This is a genomic window from Paenibacillus sp. NPDC056579, from assembly GCF_042793215.1.
Taxonomy (GTDB): Bacteria; Bacillota; Bacilli; order Paenibacillales; family NBRC-103111; genus Paenibacillus_S.
Genome location: NZ_JBHTVD010000001.1, coordinates 1641753 through 1658223, shown reverse-complemented (window position 1 = coordinate 1658223; position 16471 = coordinate 1641753). Strand labels below are relative to the sequence as shown.

15 protein-coding genes and 1 pseudogene are annotated in these 16471 nt (G+C 46.1%); 12 read left to right on the top strand and 4 right to left on the bottom strand.

Translation table 11 applies throughout. The features are described 5' to 3' along the window. Positions 1-121: 121 nt before the first annotated feature. The 7 genes from ACFQ88_RS07420 to ACFQ88_RS07390 all read left to right on the top strand — a co-directional run bounded on the left by ACFQ88_RS07420 (position 122) and on the right by ACFQ88_RS07390 (position 8252). Entirely contained in the window at positions 122-2287 is a 2166-nt protein-coding gene (locus ACFQ88_RS07420; RefSeq protein WP_379453443.1) for a hypothetical protein, read from the top strand. Positions 2288-2363: 76 nt separating this feature from the next. Then, positions 2364-3521, top strand: a complete 1158-nt coding sequence (locus ACFQ88_RS07415) for an alginate lyase family protein (RefSeq protein ID WP_379453441.1) — start codon at positions 2364-2366, stop codon at positions 3519-3521. 296 nt (positions 3522-3817) lie between these two features. Further along, positions 3818-5134 carry an ABC transporter substrate-binding protein gene (locus ACFQ88_RS07410; protein ID WP_379453439.1) on the top strand — a complete coding sequence of 439 codons (1317 nt, stop codon included), beginning with the start codon at positions 3818-3820 and terminating at the stop codon, positions 5132-5134. Positions 5135-5176: 42 nt separating this feature from the next. Then, on the top strand, positions 5177-6079 hold the full coding sequence (locus ACFQ88_RS07405; protein ID WP_379453437.1) for a helix-turn-helix domain-containing protein: 903 nt from the start codon (positions 5177-5179) through the stop codon (positions 6077-6079). 42 nt (positions 6080-6121) lie between these two features. After that, positions 6122-6469 carry a VOC family protein gene (locus ACFQ88_RS07400; RefSeq protein ID WP_239625098.1) on the top strand — a complete coding sequence of 116 codons (348 nt, stop codon included), beginning with the start codon at positions 6122-6124 and terminating at the stop codon, positions 6467-6469. Positions 6470-6673: 204 nt separating this feature from the next. Next, positions 6674-7021 (top strand): YciI family protein, encoded by a 348-nt coding sequence (locus ACFQ88_RS07395; RefSeq protein ID WP_239625096.1) that lies wholly within the window; start codon positions 6674-6676, stop codon positions 7019-7021. 7 nt (positions 7022-7028) lie between these two features. Next, positions 7029-8252, top strand: a complete 1224-nt coding sequence (locus ACFQ88_RS07390; RefSeq protein ID WP_379453418.1) for an RNA polymerase sigma factor — start codon at positions 7029-7031, stop codon at positions 8250-8252. Between the two features lie 158 nt (positions 8253-8410). Here the strand turns inward: ACFQ88_RS07390 and ACFQ88_RS07385 are convergent, their stop codons facing one another. Further along, positions 8411-8779 (bottom strand): winged helix-turn-helix transcriptional regulator, encoded by a 369-nt coding sequence (locus tag ACFQ88_RS07385; protein WP_239625092.1) that lies wholly within the window; start codon positions 8777-8779, stop codon positions 8411-8413. Positions 8780-8922: 143 nt separating this feature from the next. Here ACFQ88_RS07385 and ACFQ88_RS07380 point away from each other — a divergent pair, with 143 nt between their 5' ends. Continuing rightward, positions 8923-9600: an NAD(P)H-dependent oxidoreductase gene (locus tag ACFQ88_RS07380; RefSeq protein ID WP_379453415.1), complete on the top strand. Its 678-nt coding sequence runs from the start codon at positions 8923-8925 to the stop codon at positions 9598-9600. A gap of 124 nt (positions 9601-9724) precedes the next feature. On the opposite strand, the gene ACFQ88_RS07375 is transcribed toward ACFQ88_RS07380, so the two are convergent. Together ACFQ88_RS07375 and ACFQ88_RS07370 are read right to left on the bottom strand one after the other, a co-directional pair. Continuing rightward, the gene (locus tag ACFQ88_RS07375; RefSeq protein WP_239625088.1) at positions 9725-11452 is read right to left on the bottom strand and encodes a SulP family inorganic anion transporter; all 1728 of its coding nucleotides are present in this window, start codon (positions 11450-11452) and stop codon (positions 9725-9727) included. Between the two features lie 175 nt (positions 11453-11627). Then, positions 11628-11957 carry an ArsR/SmtB family transcription factor gene (locus tag ACFQ88_RS07370; RefSeq protein WP_239625085.1) on the bottom strand — a complete coding sequence of 110 codons (330 nt, stop codon included), beginning with the start codon at positions 11955-11957 and terminating at the stop codon, positions 11628-11630. A 211-nt stretch (positions 11958-12168) separates the two neighbouring features. On the opposite strand from ACFQ88_RS07370, the gene ACFQ88_RS07365 reads away from it, so the two are divergent. Then, positions 12169-12753: a DUF2269 domain-containing protein gene (locus ACFQ88_RS07365; RefSeq protein WP_379453412.1), complete on the top strand. Its 585-nt coding sequence runs from the start codon at positions 12169-12171 to the stop codon at positions 12751-12753. 152 nt (positions 12754-12905) lie between these two features. Further along, positions 12906-14276, top strand: a complete 1371-nt coding sequence (locus ACFQ88_RS07360) for a flavin monoamine oxidase family protein (protein WP_379453394.1) — start codon at positions 12906-12908, stop codon at positions 14274-14276. Between the two features lie 22 nt (positions 14277-14298). Here ACFQ88_RS07360 and ACFQ88_RS07355 read toward each other — a convergent pair. Beyond that, positions 14299-14427: pseudogene (locus ACFQ88_RS07355) on the bottom strand (IS110 family transposase); the annotation flags it as partial. 190 nt (positions 14428-14617) lie between these two features. Here ACFQ88_RS07355 and ACFQ88_RS07350 point away from each other — a divergent pair. Both ACFQ88_RS07350 and ACFQ88_RS07345 read left to right on the top strand, forming a co-directional pair. Next, the gene (locus ACFQ88_RS07350) at positions 14618-14950 is read left to right on the top strand and encodes an ArsR/SmtB family transcription factor (protein ID WP_239625079.1); all 333 of its coding nucleotides are present in this window, start codon (positions 14618-14620) and stop codon (positions 14948-14950) included. A gap of 106 nt (positions 14951-15056) precedes the next feature. Further along, the gene (locus ACFQ88_RS07345; RefSeq protein ID WP_379453391.1) at positions 15057-16169 is read left to right on the top strand and encodes an NADH:flavin oxidoreductase; all 1113 of its coding nucleotides are present in this window, start codon (positions 15057-15059) and stop codon (positions 16167-16169) included. The last annotated feature ends 302 nt before the right edge of the window (positions 16170-16471 follow it).

Here is a 16471-nt window from a genome sequence, read left to right as displayed (position 1 = left end):
TCCATATTTTTTTGTTTATCGTCTATGTACATGTCACAGCTTTGTGTTTACATTAAAAGTGAAAGGGGTTTCAAATGCGGGACATTCTTCCCGTTTATTCCATGAATAAAGGAGGATTATGGTGTATCCATCAACCAGTGTAATCAAGAAATCCTTTGTGAAGGTAATGCTTGTTTTTGTAATGCTAAGTGCGGTGTTCGTGCATTATCAAGCTTCTGTTGAAGCGACAGGAGGGACTGAAGAGCTCGTCTATGGAGATAATTTCGATGCTTATGCAAGCAGAAGCGAGATGCCGGCCTCATCAACACAGCCCATATGGTGGCAGTTCAGCGCACCGGCAACGACCACCGTCACGCTTGAACCGCATCCGTCAAACCCGAGTAATAAATATATCCTTATCACCGACTCGGGTACAAGCTCCGCTTATGCAAAAGTCAATTTTCCGAAGCTCAAAGGCGGCTTTGCTTATCTTGAATTCGATATGAAGACGACAGCGGACGCGGATCCGAGCTACAAGCATGACTATTTCGGCGCGACGCTGCTTAGCGACCAGAACGAAAACATTACCCAGGTTCAGAACAGTACGGCCGCTAACGGCTATGTGTACAAAATGCTGCAAAAAAACGAAGCTGGCCAAAACGTCTCCACCAATATGATGCCCGCAAGCTCCTATGTAGATGGGGACTGGTACAAGATTAAGCTGGAGGTTGATTTTGCCCAGAAGAAGGTGAAGGGCTATACCTATGATCAGACGGGCACTACACTCCTCGGAACAGTCGATTACGAAGGGTTTCAAGTCGCAGAAGCAAGCAGTGTCGCTTCACTACGGTTTATTTCCATATCGGCAGGGAGGGGGGCTATCGGCATTGACAACGTGAAAGTGACGGCAATTCCGGATGAGAACAGTTCGGGTCCCCCGTCGAATCAGAACGTTACGGTTAACGTGTATTCCGTACTCAACGATGTAAGCCATTCGCCTATCGGTGTCGTATCCAACCATTTGTTCGACTCCGACTTGTATCATCCGAACCGGCAACAAACACTTTCCCAATCGCTGCAAGCGCTCGGTGCGGGGACGGTTCGATTCGGGGAAGGCGAAGCCAGCGACAGATACCTGTGGACAGGATCACCTTATCCGACAACAGCCAACAGTGCGCTTCAACCGCAGCTATCGTACTATTATTCGACCGAGCGTCCTTTGACTAATGCCGAGAAAGCGCTGATTAACCCGGATGGAACGTACAAAGAGACTCAGGATTTCAATGAGTTCATGGCCGTTGTGAATGAAACCGGCGTACAGCCATTCGTTATTATCGGTCTTGATGCGATGAAAGCGACGGATGCGGATTGGTTCAAGACGAAGGAGCAGTTAAAGGAGGCTGCAGTGGAATGGGTCCGTTATGCTAATGTCATTAACGGATGGGGTGTTAAATATTGGGAAATCGGAAATGAACCGTTCTATTCGTCCCAATCCGGCTACATATGGAGTCCTCAGGAGTACGCCGATGTGTTCAATGAGTTCGCCACGGCAATGAAGGCAGTCGATCCCACAATTCATGTAGGCGTACCTGTCTATGATTCCTTCACATGGAATAGTACGGTGATGCCTGCCGTGTCATCCAAAGCTGATTTCGTTATTGTTCATTTGTACGGGAGTGCCAATGTCAGTCCGCTGAATACGATCGTTAACCATATCAATACATATTTCAAGCCGGAAGACAGGAGTCGGATTCAGATTTCGATAACGGAGACAAGCACGTATTCTTCGGGTGCCCAAATGCCTAACAATATGAGCCGAGCCGCGTTATTCGCAACGAAGATCGGTAAAATATTGCAGTATGACAAAGTCGATTACGTCCATTTCTGGGTCACTCGCAAAGGACTCAACAACAATCCGCGGGATGAAAGATCAGCTATCGATGAGAATGGCAATCTGCTGCCTATGGGTAAGGCGATTCAAGTGTGGAACAAGTTTCTAAGAGATCAGATGGTATCGACGACCGGGGCGACGGATATTTCCGCCTTTGCCAGCTATTCGCCGTCAAGCAGGGAGTTGTCCGTTTTTTTCATTAACTCGAACGCCGATCTGGTACCGGTCCAACTGAACGTGCAAAACTATACAAATAGCGCCGATATCGAAAGATGGGTATTGAAGGGAACGGGCGCAGCCGATACGAATCCTGCTCTGGCTCAAATCGATCCAATCCAGTATGAAGCGGGAGCGGCCAGCTTGTCGCTTGATCCTTATTCCGTCACGGTCATTGCTTTTAAGCCCTTGGTTGAGTAGACCTTAATGGTTCTTCAGTATCGTGGTCCGCTTAAAGCGACTAAGTGAAACGCCCAAAGAGGAGGAAATAACAGTCATGAAACAAACGACGGCACCAACGCTAATTCAACTTGACTATGAGGAATTGGTTCGTATCCGTGATAGGGTGAAAGCAAATGAACCGAGCCTGATGCCAGCTTATTCTGCATTACTCCATGAGGCGGATTCCTACCTTCAAAAAACTCCTGCTTCCGTAGTCAACAAGGGAAATATCCCCCCATCCGGAGATAAACATGATTTTTTCGCTATTGGAAAATACGCTTGGCGCAATCCCGATACGCCTGACGGGATGCCATTCATCCGTCGCGACGGGTATACGAATCCGGCGGCAGCCAGTAACGAGTACGACTTGGGACCTTATTTCAATATGCGCATCAGGGTTAACACTTTGGCGTTGGCGTATTTTTATTCGGGCTCAAGGGCCTACGCTGCAAAAGCAGCCGAGCTGCTGCGAGTTTGGTTCCTGAATCCAGAAACCCGAATGAATCCGAATTTCAAGTATGCCGCCTCACTGCCAGGGGTTAATGATGGAATGGCCATCGGCATTATAGAAGGAGTCCAGCTAATCGGACTCCTGGACTCGGTCAAGCTGTTGGCGCAATCGATAAGCTGGTCACAGGCCGATAATGAGGCGTTACAGCAATGGTTTGCCGCTTATTGCGACTGGTTGTTGGAGAGTCCTGCAGGCAAAGAAGAGTATCGCGCTACCGATAATCATGGGTCCTGGTATACGGCGCAAGTGGCGGCTTTTTCCATCTACAGCGGCAACTTGGAAAGAGCGCGGCAAATGATGGAACGTGCCAAGTGGCAAATCGATGTCCAATTCACACCGGATGGAGGGCTTCATCGCGAGTTGAAACGAAATCGTGCGCTATTTTACTCATTATATGGATTGAGCGCCTTTGTAAGCCTGGCTAGGTGCGCCGATGTGCTAGGAGTCGATTTATGGCGTTATCGGACTGAGGATGGCAGGGGAATTGAGCTTGGGTTTCAGTTTTTGGCTCCTTACTTGGCTAAGGAAACGCCTTGGGCTTGGCAAAATATTGACAACGAGATCAACGGACTGGCCGTCCAGCTTACCAGAAGAGCGGAAAAGGTATACTCATCTCCGAGGCTGATTGAGGTATCGGAGCATTTGACTGCTTTACGGCCTCCCAAAGACTGGTCGTTCTGGCTGATGACCATCCCAAGTTAAGAACACGGATTCTCTCCATTCATCCAGCATTATCGCCTCCCGGGTCGATAGTGCTGGTTTTTACTTTGCTTTCGAATTCAGCCAATTGGCTGTGCACATGCTATCTTTACAAATAAACTATCATCAACTAATAATCCATATCTGTTAAACCGATATCCATTTACATTCATAAATAGAGATTCTATAATTTAAGTATGAATTAACTAATCGTATATGTTTCAGAAATTTAAAGCAAATCTAAAGCAGCAGGAGAAGACATTGGTGGGATTTTAAAAACGTTTTTATAGGGGGCTACGATGAATAACAAAATGATCATTGCTTTCTCGGCAGTCGCGTTGATGCTTACGGCGTGTGCAAGTGGGGGAACACAAGCCGATAATAAGCAAGAGGGGACACAGGCAGACTTAGCGCAGATAGTGAATACGCCTGCCGAAATAAGCTTTTACATGTGGTCTATGTCACAGAGCGAATTTGATTATATTGCCCAGCAAGCCAAGAGCAAATTTCCTAATTACACATTGAAAGCGGTTGCAAGCTCGGGAACAGGCGGTGTCACCATCGATACGCTGGTTGCTTCTGGAGAGATGCCGGATTTGTTCGTCGGACGCGGGGTAGCTACTCCGGATCTGCAAAGGACCGGCTTGCTTTATGATGTAAGCGGGCTGATAAAGAAATACAATTTCGATACGTCGCGCATCGATCCTATGGCATTTGAAATGATGAAGAATGAGACAGGAGGCATTGTTGCAGGGATACCGCTTAGCGGCACGAGCGGAGGGATGATGCATTACAATAAGGATCTGTTCGATAAGTTCGGCGTTCCTTATCCTAAGGACGGAATGACTTGGGATGAGGTTTACGAGCTTGCCAAGCTCATGACCCGAGCCGAAGGAGGCGTTCAATATCGCGGATTTTCCGATCGCTGGATGGAAACCTTTTTCACCCAGAATCCGTTTGGCGAGCCTATTCTCAGTTTGACGGAAGATAAGGCGGCGGTGAATACGGAAGCATGGAAAAAAATCGGCGAAAACTGGAAGCGGTTTTATACTCTCCCTGGTCTGAAATTCGATTCCACAACAATTAATAAAGATGTGGATTGGAAAGAGTTTATAAATGGTCACTCAGCGATGACGACGTTTGTATCCAGGAATTTTATGGATTGGGACTTCAAGTGGGATATCGTCAGCATACCTACATATAAGGAGCTGCCGGGAATTGGGCGGTTATCCGATTACCGCAATATCTATGTAACGAGCAGCAGTAAACATAAGGACGCTGCATTTCAGGTTGCGGCATGGCTGGCTTCAGACGAAATGCAGGCCAAGCTCGCTGCGGATCTGGCTGTATTTCCGGTCCTGAAGAACGATGAAATCAAAAAAATGTTCATGAAAAACGATCCGATGTATAAGGACAAAAATATAAAAGCAGCCTCCTTTAATAAAGTGGGACCGGCAATGCCTGGCCGCAAACCGGGATTAACGAATGTTAAGGCCGAGAACATGTTCATGAAAGAGCTGCAAAAGGCCATCGTGGAAAACAAAGATTTGAATACCGTACTGCGCAGTGCCGAAGAAGTGATCAACAAGGCGATTGCTTCCGAGAAAGCGAAGTAAGCCGGCACGTAGAGCATCTAACAAGAACAGCATTTCCCTGCTATGTGGGGGGATGCTGTTCTATGTTATGATAGCTGTAATAAACTTGCTTCATCTTGGGAGATGAGAAAGGTGCATGATCAGTATTTTGAGCGATTTTTCCCAAAAATGATTGAGGTGCTTCTTCGGGGGGAGGCATTTTGGAAACAAAGAAAGTACAGGTTTGAGCTTAAACAAACCAGCATTTACAATTTTGTTTGCGTCATTGGAGGGAAGGGCACATTTGAAATGAATGGCACCGAATGGACCTTGAATCCCGGTACGATTCTTCATATGGCTCCTGATGAGCATATCGTGTTATCTAGCTCGCAGGAAGATCCTTTGACGTATTATAGCGTCCATTTTCTTTATTATCCCATAGAATGGGAAGGGAACCAGGTCAAGCTGGGCCAGTACGGTGCTCCATTGCCATTCGATCGTGTCTTTCCGTTCTATGCGGATCTGCCAGAACTGGAAAGGCGGCTTAAGCAGCTATATGAGCTGTGGAACAATAAGAGCACGAGCACGGAATGGACCGTCAGACTTCACTTCTTGACACTGCTTAAATGGATGAGCGAAGTGCTGAGCTATAAGCTTCACCATGAAGACGAAACGGCTAGGCTCATAGCTGATTCCATGAAGTACATTCAGGATCATTATCAATCCTCTTTAGAACGCGATAAGCTCGCCAATATGGCGTCACTATCGTCTAGCTACTATTCGATTCTGTTCAAAAAATATTCCGGTTACACGCCGATCGAATTTATTAACAAGGTCAGGCTGGATAAAGCGAAGCAGCTGCTCCGGTCAACCAGTGAGCCCATTTCGAAAATTGCGAGAGATGTGGGCTATCAAGATCCGCTTTATTTCACCAGACTTTTTGCAAGAGAAGTTGGAATGGCTCCACGTATGTACCGTAAATCATAATCGGATAGCCAAAAATTTGATGATAGACAGGAGCTAATTACGATGATAAAAGGTTTTGGAGGAATATTTTGGAGAACTAAGAATCTCGAAGTGATAAAGAAATGGTACAGTGAAGTGTTGAAGATTGAAATAGAAAATTGGAATGGGACTGTGATAAAACCCCAATTAGGAAATGAGACTATCTTTTCTTTCTTTACGGAGAATGACAGTTATTTTCCGACAGAACAACAAGTGATGTTAAATTTCCAAGTACATAATCTAAACGAGACTATTAAGCATCTTGAGCATATTGGTGTACCTCTAGCAAAGAAAAAAGAGAGTAGTGAATTTGGAAAGTTTATTTGGATTGAAGATCCTGATGGTCGACTGATCGAGCTTTGGGAGAAATAACGAGGTGTATTTCATTTGCTATTGAGCTAACGGATACTATAGCTAAAATCAGGACGAAGCTAGATCGTTCGGGGTGAACCGTACCATAAGTAACGGCAAGTTTTTTTATAAAAAAAATTAATTGTAATGTAGAAATCGGAACCTTTGAAACGTCATTATAACGAAACCGAATTTCATACGGTTTAAAAAGGGAGGAGTTTCAGTATGAATTACACATTAATGTTTTACGAAAGTCAGGAGGACTTTGCGGCAAGAACGGATCCAGCAAGGCAACAAGAATACTTAGGAGGCTGGACACACTATGTACATGCTCTGCGGGAAGCTGGAATCGTGGTTTTCGGCTCGGGTCTTTATGCGCCGGAAACAGCTGCCACGATGAAGCGCCGCGGCGGAGAGATGGTAGTTCAGGACGGACCGTTTCCGGAGACGAAAGAGCAGCTCGGCGGGATCTTCGTGATTGATGTGCCAGACCTAGACACCGCATTAGAGTGGGCTGCTCGAGGGCCTGTCGATACGGTTGAGGTCAGACCGAACATTCCCCCGTTGAAGTAGTCATTCTATGGAAACTCATCGAGTCATTGAAGAAACGGCACGCGAGGCTTATGGCCGATTGCTCTCCTATCTGGTCGTAAATTGGCGGGATCTGCAGGTTGTTGAGGATGCCATTGGAGACGCTTTTCTTTCCGCGCTAGAGACTTGGCCGAAGGTCGGCGTTCCGGATAAGCCTGAAGCATGGCTTATTACGGCCGCCCGTAGGCGGCTTATCGACCGAGCCCGACGTGTCCGTATTTCCGAAAGTGCTCTGCCGACACTCCTTGCCATGTCCGAGGATACACAGCGTCTCGCTTCTTCAAACGCTGCTTTTCCGGACGAACGACTGAAAATGATGTTTCTTTGTACTCATCCGGCAATTGATCCTGTGATGCGTACGCCACTTATGCTGCAGACGGTGCTTGGAATCGATGCAGCTCGAATCGCGTCTGCATTCATCATCAAGCCCTCCACCATGAGCCAGCGTCTTACTCGGATAAAAGCAAAAATCCGCACCGAACGCCTCACCTTTGAAATGCCTGATGAGGAAGAAATTCCGGATCGTCTCGATTCCGTTTTAGAAGCCATTTATGCTGCCTACGGCAGCGGGTGGGATGAGGCGGCTATCGTCGATTCGCCTCGCAAGAAATTGGCGGAGGAGGCCCTCTATTTGGGAAGGTTGCTGCTCCCATTCGCTCCCCGCGAGCCGGAAGTTTACGGTCTGCTGGCGCTCATGCTGCACTGCGAGGCGCGTCGCGAGGCTCGACATGATGCAGGGGGGAACTATGTTCCCCTCTCTGAGCAGGAATGTGCACGATGGAATCAGGGATTGATCATGGAGGCGGAACGTTACCTGCACACCGCCTCACAAGCCGGCCGAATCGGTCGCTTTCAACTCATGGCTGCGATTCAATCGGTGCATGCGCAGCGTTTATCAACAGGGCGTATCGAGTGGGCAGCGATTGTCCAGTTATACGAGGGTCTCATTCGTCTACACCCCACACTGGGCGCATTAGTCGGTCGAGCCGCTGCAGTCGCGGAGGCTTATGGACCGGAAAGCGGAGTTACTTTACTGGAAGCTATACCATCTGCAGAAGTGGTTAATTATCAGCCCTATTGGGCGCTAGCTGGCCATTTGTACAAGAGGATGAATCGAGAAGATGATGCCCGTTCTGCTTATAGTCGTGCTATTGGCCTCAGCACAGATGTTTCTGTTCGACAATTTTTAAGCCGCAAGACTTCTACGTTATAAGGCAATACATTAGTGTTACGGCGCCGACCAACAGAATTGTATTAGTATAAAATGAGGGAGTAGCGCTGGGTAAATGTTCCAGCATCATAAGAAAGGGCTGTGTCCCAAAGTCATTGAAGTAGATGACCTTGCGGGAACAGCCCTTTTTGAGCAATCTCTCATTTTTGTAAAGCCTTGCTAGCGTTTTTCATATATTCTTGTCCCCAGTCTCTCATCAATAGAATGATGGGAATCAGCGTCTTTCCGAAATCGCTGAGCGAATATTCTACCTTGGGGGGGACCTGAGGATACACCGTGCGGCAAATAACCCCATCCTCCTCCAGCTCGCGCAGCTGAAGCGTCAGCATACGCTGGGTGATGCCCGGACAGATGCGCCTGAATTCGTTAAACCGCTTGGTGCCGTCCATCAAATGATATAAAAGGACACCTTTCCATTTCCCTCCGATAACATCCAGCGTATATTCTACGGGACATCCTTCGTCGTTCCCTTCGTGACATACTCCAAACCCGCCTTTACGGTCTCGCATGCGATCGCCTCTCTCTAAGTATCATTTTTGTAAGTATGCAACATTAATGTGCGTACTTTTAAAAATGGATGTTGTCTCTTAATATTAGGAGTAGAGCAGGGCGCCCGTCAACAAGAACTCATTCATAAAGGAGTGTTATGGAAATGACAAAGTTTACAGATAAACAACAGGACATTTTATCAGCGTACCGCTTCCGGCACGCGACAAAAGAATTTGACGGCAGTCGGAAGATTACGGATAGCGATTTTGAGTTTATTTTGGAAACCGGCCGCTTGTCACCGAGCTCTTTTGGCTTTGAGCCCTGGAAATTTGTAGTAGTGCAGAATCCCGATCTTCGTGAAAAACTCCGTCAGCACGCTTGGGGAGCAAGAAAACAATTGCCGACCGCGAGTCATTTCGTGCTGATTCTGTCCCGATTGCCGCAGGATATGGCCGCAGAATCCGGTTACATTCAAGGCATCATGAAGAACGTGCAGCAGCTGCCGGATGAAGTTGTGGAAGGAAAAGGTAAAGCTTATGAAAAATTCCTGACTTCCGACTTTGGCCTCTGGGGCAATAGCCGGGCGATGTTTGAATGGGCTAGCCGGCAAGCTTATATCGCTTTGGGCAATATGATGACAGCCGCCGCACAAATCGGAATCGATTCCTGCCCGATAGAAGGGTTTGAGAAGGCACCGATCGAGCGCATTCTGACGGAAGAGGGGATCATAGACCCCGAGCATTTCGGAGTTTCCTGCATGGTTGCATTCGGGTACCGCGTGCATGAGCCACGCGGCAAAACAAGGCGTTCTGTGGAGCAAGTAGTCGAATGGGTTATCTAAGTCTTTTCTAAATGAAACTCAAAAAGGGTTGATCAGGGGATGTGCCCTGTCGACCCTTTTTAGTCATAGCGTCGGCCTTAGACTGTACATGACGCCGACTTGAAAATAAGGGGCAGATCCTGTGTTACACTTCTTTTTGTAACTCAATGTTCGATAATGAGGTGCACTCACGAAATGCGAAATGTTTACAACCCTGACATTGATTCAAATCAAGTTGTGTAAGTGCGAAATTTAGCGCCTCACCGGTACGCCCAAAAAAATGTTCGGCTCCGATCACGTTATACAATCCTGTTCTCTTCATTACTTCCAAAGGTTGAGATTGAATTCCCGTTATTAGAATGACCCCTCCAAACTTTTCGAAATGCTTTACCAAATGAGCCAGATTGGATTCGCCTGTTGTATCCATAAAAGGCACTTTTCCCATGCGCAGGAGTAACACTTTTGGCCTCAAATGAATCGTATCCATGATGGACTTTTCAAACATGCTCGCCGCGCCAAAGAATAGGGGGCCATCTATGGTATAAATCCCGATTTGCGGGCAATCATGGCCCTCGGTTACCATATGGGCTTTCACTTTTTCATGTTTAGCTGTAGGGTCGGGCAATACCTTGGAAACTAACATGCCGTCGCTCATTCGCTTCACAAACAAAAGAACGGCCAAGATGAGTCCGACTTCAACGGCTGTCGTTAAATTTGTAAAAACCGTTAACAAAAAGGTAATGAGGAGGATAACAGAATCGCTCGTTTTGGATTTTAAGACGTGAGCGAATTCTTTGCGTTCACTCATATTCCAAGCAACAAGCATCAGTATAGGTGCCATACTGGCAAGTGGGATCTCAGACGCATAAGGTGCGAACAAAATGAGCACTAGTAAAACAACAATCCCATGGATGATACCGGACAAAGGTGAAACTGCACCATTTTTGATGTTGGTTGCTGTTCGTGCAATGGCTCCTGTCGCTGGAATCCCCCCAAAGAGAGGGGTAATCATGTTGGCAATACCTTGCCCGACCAGCTCACGATTGCTGTTATGACGGCCGCCTGTCATGCCATCGGCAACAACAGCCGATAACAAGGATTCGATGCCTCCTAGCATGGCAATAATAAAAGCAGGTTGAATTAAAGTCTTAACGCGATCCCAAGTTATCTCAGGAAAATGAAAATAGGGTAGTGTACTTGGAATCGCTCCAAATGACGATCCAATCGTTGCTACATCTCCCTTAAAACATATAGTCGCAACTACAGTAGATAAGACAAGACCTACAATGGAACCTGGAACCCTCGGAAGAAATCTTGGCATATAGAGAATGACGATCAAACAGACAAGCGCTGTGATAACGCTATAAAAATTCGTCGTTGTCAAATGCGTCACAATTTCCTTCATATTTAGAAAAAAGTTCTCGTGTGTTTCGAGACCGCTCAAGCCTAAAAAATTAGAAATTTGTCCGCTGAAGATAATCACTGCAATTCCTGCCGTAAATCCGACGGTTACAGGACGAGGGATAAACTTAATTAATGCGCCTAGCCTAAATACCCCCATCATAACAAGGATAATTCCCGCTAAAAATCCTGCAATCAATAAATTTTCGTATCCATATTGAATAACAATCGCGAAGAGGATCGGAACAAATGCGCCGGTTGGGCCGCCAATTTGAAATCTGGAGCCTCCGAACAAAGAAATACATATACCGGCAACGATGGTAGTATAAATGCCATATTCCGGTTTGACACCGGCAGCAATAGCAAACGCCATCCCTAAAGGAATGGCGATAATGCCAACGATAAGACCTGAAATGAGATCCTTACGGAATGCGTCTGCATGGTATCCTTCAAATCTTCCCGTCCATCTCATCCACAATCGCTTCCATTCTTCATATATTTGAATATTTGAATATATGTAAAATGTTACTCCTGTCAAAGAATATTGTCAATCGTAAAAATCCTGCAGGTCAGCATCTTCTAACTTGATAAATGAAAAACCAAAGGTATCCCTGATGTTACTCAAGAATGCCCTTGGTTTATTTTATTTATGATTCATTTCGAATGACTTCCAGAAGTGAAATGGCATCAACGAGATGATTATCAAAAATCTGCTTTGCGACCGCGAGTAAATCTTTAATCAGCGGGTCACGTAAGGAATATATAACGGAAGTTCCGTCTTTTAAGCTTGTAACCACATTCTTACTGCGCAATACCGACAGCTGCTGCGAAACGGCTGAACCTTCGGAGCCTAAAATACTCTGTATTTCATTTACGTTCTTATCTCCTTCACTCAGAACCTCAAGGATTCGAATTCGCATGGGATGTGCCAGCGCTTTAAAAAAATCAGCCTTAAACTGTTGGATATTTTGATTCATAATTTACGCTCTCCTTAATGACTTACTTTTAAATATATGAATATCATAACACAACAACAAAGAGTTGCATGAATTCATCTCCCAGAACTGGCAGGATACTATTATTGAGATTGTTTTTTAACACTGACATATAGCTGTCAGTTTTCCGCCTGTAAGATGGAACTTGTAGAGCGTTGTAAGTAAAAAATTTATGGGTGAGGGGCCAAATTTCATGATTGCTTTTTTGTGGACATTATTATTGGTTGCATTAATTGCGGGATTAGTCATCTCGATTGGCAAATGGAAGGCTGTCAGATTAGATGCAAAACGTAAAAAATGGTGGGTAATCTTCCATGTTCTCTTTGTGATTATGTATTTTACAGGAGTGTTAGGTAACTTTGTATTAACACTTTTTACACTCAATTTAAAAGATGGTGAATTAATTTATGCAGCTCATTATTTCATCAAATATTTCGACTGGTACTTAATCATTCCAGGGGCTTTAGGAAGTCTGGCAACGGGTCTATGGCTAGCTCTTGGGGCGTGGGGGATCACCACACATTATTGGATTATTGCGAAGTGGGCCGGCAATTTGATGACGATTTTCTTTGGCAGTATTTTTATTGGTACATGGATTGAAAAGGCACTAGATGCGCTTTCTCTTAAAGAGCTTGAACCCATGTACAATCCTGAATACCTACATAGTCAAAAAATGATATTGACCGGAAGCGTAATCGTTTTGGCAATATTAATCTTTTTAACTGGGATCTCATATCTAAAACCATGGGGGAAGAGATTGGTAAGTCATCGACGATAATACTCCTAATAGTGGGGGAGCTTGCTTCAAGCAGCTCCTCTATTGTTTTATTGAACTGACGGACAGCATAGGATAATAAGAAGTGCCAATAAACTAAAGAATTATTACAACGCATGATGTAATAAAAGTAATATTTGGAGGAATCGGACTTTATGGGGATAGGTCGTGTTCCTGAGCGTATTGTTGTTATTGGGGCAGGGATGGCGGGGTTGGTATGCGCATTGGAGCTTATGAAACAAGGATATAACGTGCGTTTATTAGAGGCAAATAGTCTGCCGGGTGGTCGCATATACACAATGCGGGATCAATTTGCCGACGGAATGTTTTGTGAAATGGGAGCCGCCTTCATTGGAGCACATCATTTTCTCACATTGAGTTATGCCCAGCAAGTAGGGGTTCAATTAATCAATTTACCAGTCCCTAATAGAAGTTTGTCATATATCAACGGGAGATTAATCATAGATTCTCCAGATGAACCTGCAGTATGGCCTGTTTCACTTACCGCCGAGGAAAGAATTTTAGGATATGCGGGAATGTTGGAAAAGTATCTTAAGCCGGGGCTGAAGGCAGCGGGAAATCCTTTTTTACCGGGCTGGCCCACAAAACAAGCGATACAGCTCGATTCAATGACAATGGAAGAATATCTTAAAGGTCAAGGAGCATCTTCAGGTGCGATTAAGCTGTTTGAAATGGGATATATGCAGATGTTAGGTGATGGTATTCGCAAAGTATCTGCATTACAGCGACTGCTTGACTTAACAATGGTCAGTTCCGAAAGAAATACACAGACTATAGTAGGTGGAATGGATCAATTACCGAAAAGGCTTGCCCTTACCATTGGCTCTAATATCAGTTATGGATGTACTGTGACGCATATTGAGCATAGTAATAAAGAAGTAACTATCCATTTCAATCATTCTGGTGAAGCTTACACTATGTGCTGTGATCGGGTCATTGTGGCCATTCCCTCTACAGTCCTGCGTACAATTCATTTTTCTCCGCCACTAAGCAAAGAAAAAAATGATGTCATTCAAAATCAACTTTCTACATCCGTTACGCGTACCGTTATCCAAAGCAGAACTAGATTCTGGCACAACTTAAGTTCCTTTACTGCAGTAAACACAGATCTGAACATTGGATGGTTGCTTGATGCTACCTTCACTCAAAAGACATCAAGGAGGGGGTTAATTTGTTCATACTCCTCCGGTGAATCGGCGCGAGAATTATCTAGAGCCGGTAATTATAATTCAGCTGTATCAGAAATCAAACAGGTGCTTCCTGAATTGTCGTATAACTATGAAGGCGGGACGGTCTTTTCTTGGGATCATAATCCTTACTCCCGAGGTGCGTATGCTTGGTATAAGCCGAAACAGATGATTAGAATGCTCCCAACGCTGTCTGCGGCACAAGGTAGAATTTACTTTGCAGGCGATAATACAAGTCTTTTTCCCGGTTGGATTGAAGGTGCGATCTCTTCTGCTTTACGAACCGTAAATCAAATTATTGCCAGTAATACCGTATAGTACGGTGATGTATTAATAACTATGCAATCCATTCGGCATCTTTCACATCTGTTTTCCGTCCGGGAACAGACTTCATGTGTTGGGCATTCACAACAAGAAATTCGATTTCCTCCGCTTCGAGCAAGTTGACAATGGGTTTCCAGAAAACACCACGGGTACGGTTGTGTGATCTGGTCGAATTTCCAAATAGTGTTAGTATGGTAATAATGTATTTTAGAGGGGAACCATTGCAAGATGCGTAATCTACGGCCGAGGAGATCATAATCGTAGTAATTCATTTTCTCATAAAGCGTAACTTTTGGTATACTAGGATCAATCCAACTAGAAATGGGTGTCGAGTAATGAACCACGAAGATATGCTTGCAGTATTGAAGGCTCTGTCTAATGAGACCCGTCTCAACATCCTCTGCTGGCTGCGGGAGCCTGATGCGATGAACGAGAACTTGCCGAACGTTATCAAAGAAGAATTCCCCGGCGGTGTCTGCGTAGGCAGCATTCAGGAAAAATCCGGTCTAACCCAATCGGTTATCTCCTCGTACTTGGCCTCCATGCAGAAAGCCGGACTCCTGGAATCCCGCCGCTATGGCCAATGGACCTATTACAGGCGCAATGAAGAAGCGATTGCCGCTTTTTTGGAAAACTTCGCGGCCGGTCTGCGAGCAAAGAAGCAGTAGCGCCAAAACCTTCTCAGAAAGGATTTGCTTTTTCATCTATTAATCTATATATTTATATTTGTAGATGAATTCAAACCCTTTTTTTTATACAGGAGGAGAGATTACAATGACCCTATCCACAACCGCAGCAGCTCTGTTCAAGCCTTTTGAAGGTGGTCGACTGAAGCTTGCTAATCGAATAGTCATGGCACCGATGACCCGTTCCTTTTCACCTGCAGGCGTTCCAGGCCCCGACGTGGCCGGATATTACCGCAGAAGAGCGGAGAACGGAGTCGGCCTCATCATAACTGAAGGTACCGTCATTAACCATCCAGCAGCTGCGGCTGACCATGGCATTCCGCATTTTTACGGTGATGAAGCATTGGAAGGATGGGCGAGCGTCGTTCGCGAGGTGCATGAAGCCGGCGGAAAGATTGCTCCGCAGATCTGGCATACGGGCACGGCCAGAGAACGTTCTAAGTTCCCGGATTCGAACGTTGACCCGGTTGGGCCGTCAGGCCTAAGTCTGACCGGTACAGCGGTATCGGAGCCGTTGACGGTCGAGGAAATTCGCGGTCTCGTGCAGGCTTATGCCCAGGCTGCTGCTGACGCGAAACGCATCGGCTTTGATGCCGTGGAAATTCACGGCGCGCACGGCTACCTCATCGACCAGTTTTTTTGGGAACTAACCAACAAGCGCACGGATGAGTACGGCGGCGACTTGCTAGGAAGGACCCGATTCGCAGTAGAGATAATTGAAGCGGTACGTGCCGCTGTCGGCCCCGACTTCCCGATTATCTTCCGCTTCTCCCAATGGAAGCCGGTTAACTACGGAGCCAAGCTGGCTGCAAATCCGGAAGAGCTGGAGCGTTTTCTTGCGCCGCTGTCACTGGCAGGCGTCGATATCTTCCATGCCTCTACACGCCGCTTTTGGGAGCCGGAGTTCGAAGGTTCCGACCTCAACTTAGCTGGCTGGACGCACAAGCTGACCGGCAAGCCGGCTATTACCGTCGGTTCCGTTGGTCTGGATTCCGAATTCACCAGCCTATTCGAGGAAGGCAAGGGCGGCCAACCCGCCGGCATCGACAACTTGATCGAACGACTTGAGCGTGGTGAATTCGATCTCGTCGCCGTCGGACGCGCACTGTTAACCGACCCGGCCTGGGCAGCTAAGATCCGCGATGGCCGCATCGAAGAGCTGCAGCCGTTCACGCGCGAAGCTCTTTCCACGCTGAGCTAATCGTTTCCATGCTGCGACTCCCGCAACAGTCGGCTCAAAATGAAAAAAGCCTTTTTGGACCCGGTCCAGAAAGGCTTTTTTCTAATAGCAACTCATTGCTCTTGCTGTTTCACATAACTATTATGCAGATCTCTTGGGTGCCTATATCAAAATGGACAGGCGTCAGGAGGACGCAGCCTAAGCGAAAGCGTTGGAGCGTCCTTTTGTTATTACAGACAGGTTGATAAATGGAATGCAATGCGAGAAGAACTTGTGAATAATAAAGTATTGACACACAAAAAGTCGTTGGAAATCATTTGAAT

What these genes read in the sequence shown, in the direction of transcription:
- ACFQ88_RS07375 (WP_239625088.1), bottom strand. Translation starts at nt 11,452, where the DNA reads ATGAGATGGACGGGAAGATTTGAAGGATACCATGCAGACGCATTCCGT.
- ACFQ88_RS07405 (WP_379453437.1), top strand. Translation starts at nt 5,177, where the DNA reads ATGTGGGGGGATGCTGTTCTATGTTATGATAGCTGTAATAAACTTGCT.
- ACFQ88_RS07350 (WP_239625079.1), top strand. Translation starts at nt 14,618, where the DNA reads ATGAACCACGAAGATATGCTTGCAGTATTGAAGGCTCTGTCTAATGAG.
- ACFQ88_RS07385 (WP_239625092.1), bottom strand. Translation starts at nt 8,779, where the DNA reads ATGCGAGACCGTAAAGGCGGGTTTGGAGTATGTCACGAAGGGAACGAC.
- ACFQ88_RS07390 (WP_379453418.1), top strand. Translation starts at nt 7,029, where the DNA reads ATGGAAACTCATCGAGTCATTGAAGAAACGGCACGCGAGGCTTATGGC.
- ACFQ88_RS07415 (WP_379453441.1), top strand. Translation starts at nt 2,364, where the DNA reads ATGAAACAAACGACGGCACCAACGCTAATTCAACTTGACTATGAGGAA.
- ACFQ88_RS07345 (WP_379453391.1), top strand. Translation starts at nt 15,057, where the DNA reads ATGACCCTATCCACAACCGCAGCAGCTCTGTTCAAGCCTTTTGAAGGT.
- ACFQ88_RS07365 (WP_379453412.1), top strand. Translation starts at nt 12,169, where the DNA reads ATGATTGCTTTTTTGTGGACATTATTATTGGTTGCATTAATTGCGGGA.
- ACFQ88_RS07370 (WP_239625085.1), bottom strand. Translation starts at nt 11,957, where the DNA reads ATGAATCAAAATATCCAACAGTTTAAGGCTGATTTTTTTAAAGCGCTG.
- ACFQ88_RS07395 (WP_239625096.1), top strand. Translation starts at nt 6,674, where the DNA reads ATGAATTACACATTAATGTTTTACGAAAGTCAGGAGGACTTTGCGGCA.
- ACFQ88_RS07380 (WP_379453415.1), top strand. Translation starts at nt 8,923, where the DNA reads ATGACAAAGTTTACAGATAAACAACAGGACATTTTATCAGCGTACCGC.
- ACFQ88_RS07410 (WP_379453439.1), top strand. Translation starts at nt 3,818, where the DNA reads ATGAATAACAAAATGATCATTGCTTTCTCGGCAGTCGCGTTGATGCTT.
- ACFQ88_RS07360 (WP_379453394.1), top strand. Translation starts at nt 12,906, where the DNA reads ATGGGGATAGGTCGTGTTCCTGAGCGTATTGTTGTTATTGGGGCAGGG.
- ACFQ88_RS07400 (WP_239625098.1), top strand. Translation starts at nt 6,122, where the DNA reads ATGATAAAAGGTTTTGGAGGAATATTTTGGAGAACTAAGAATCTCGAA.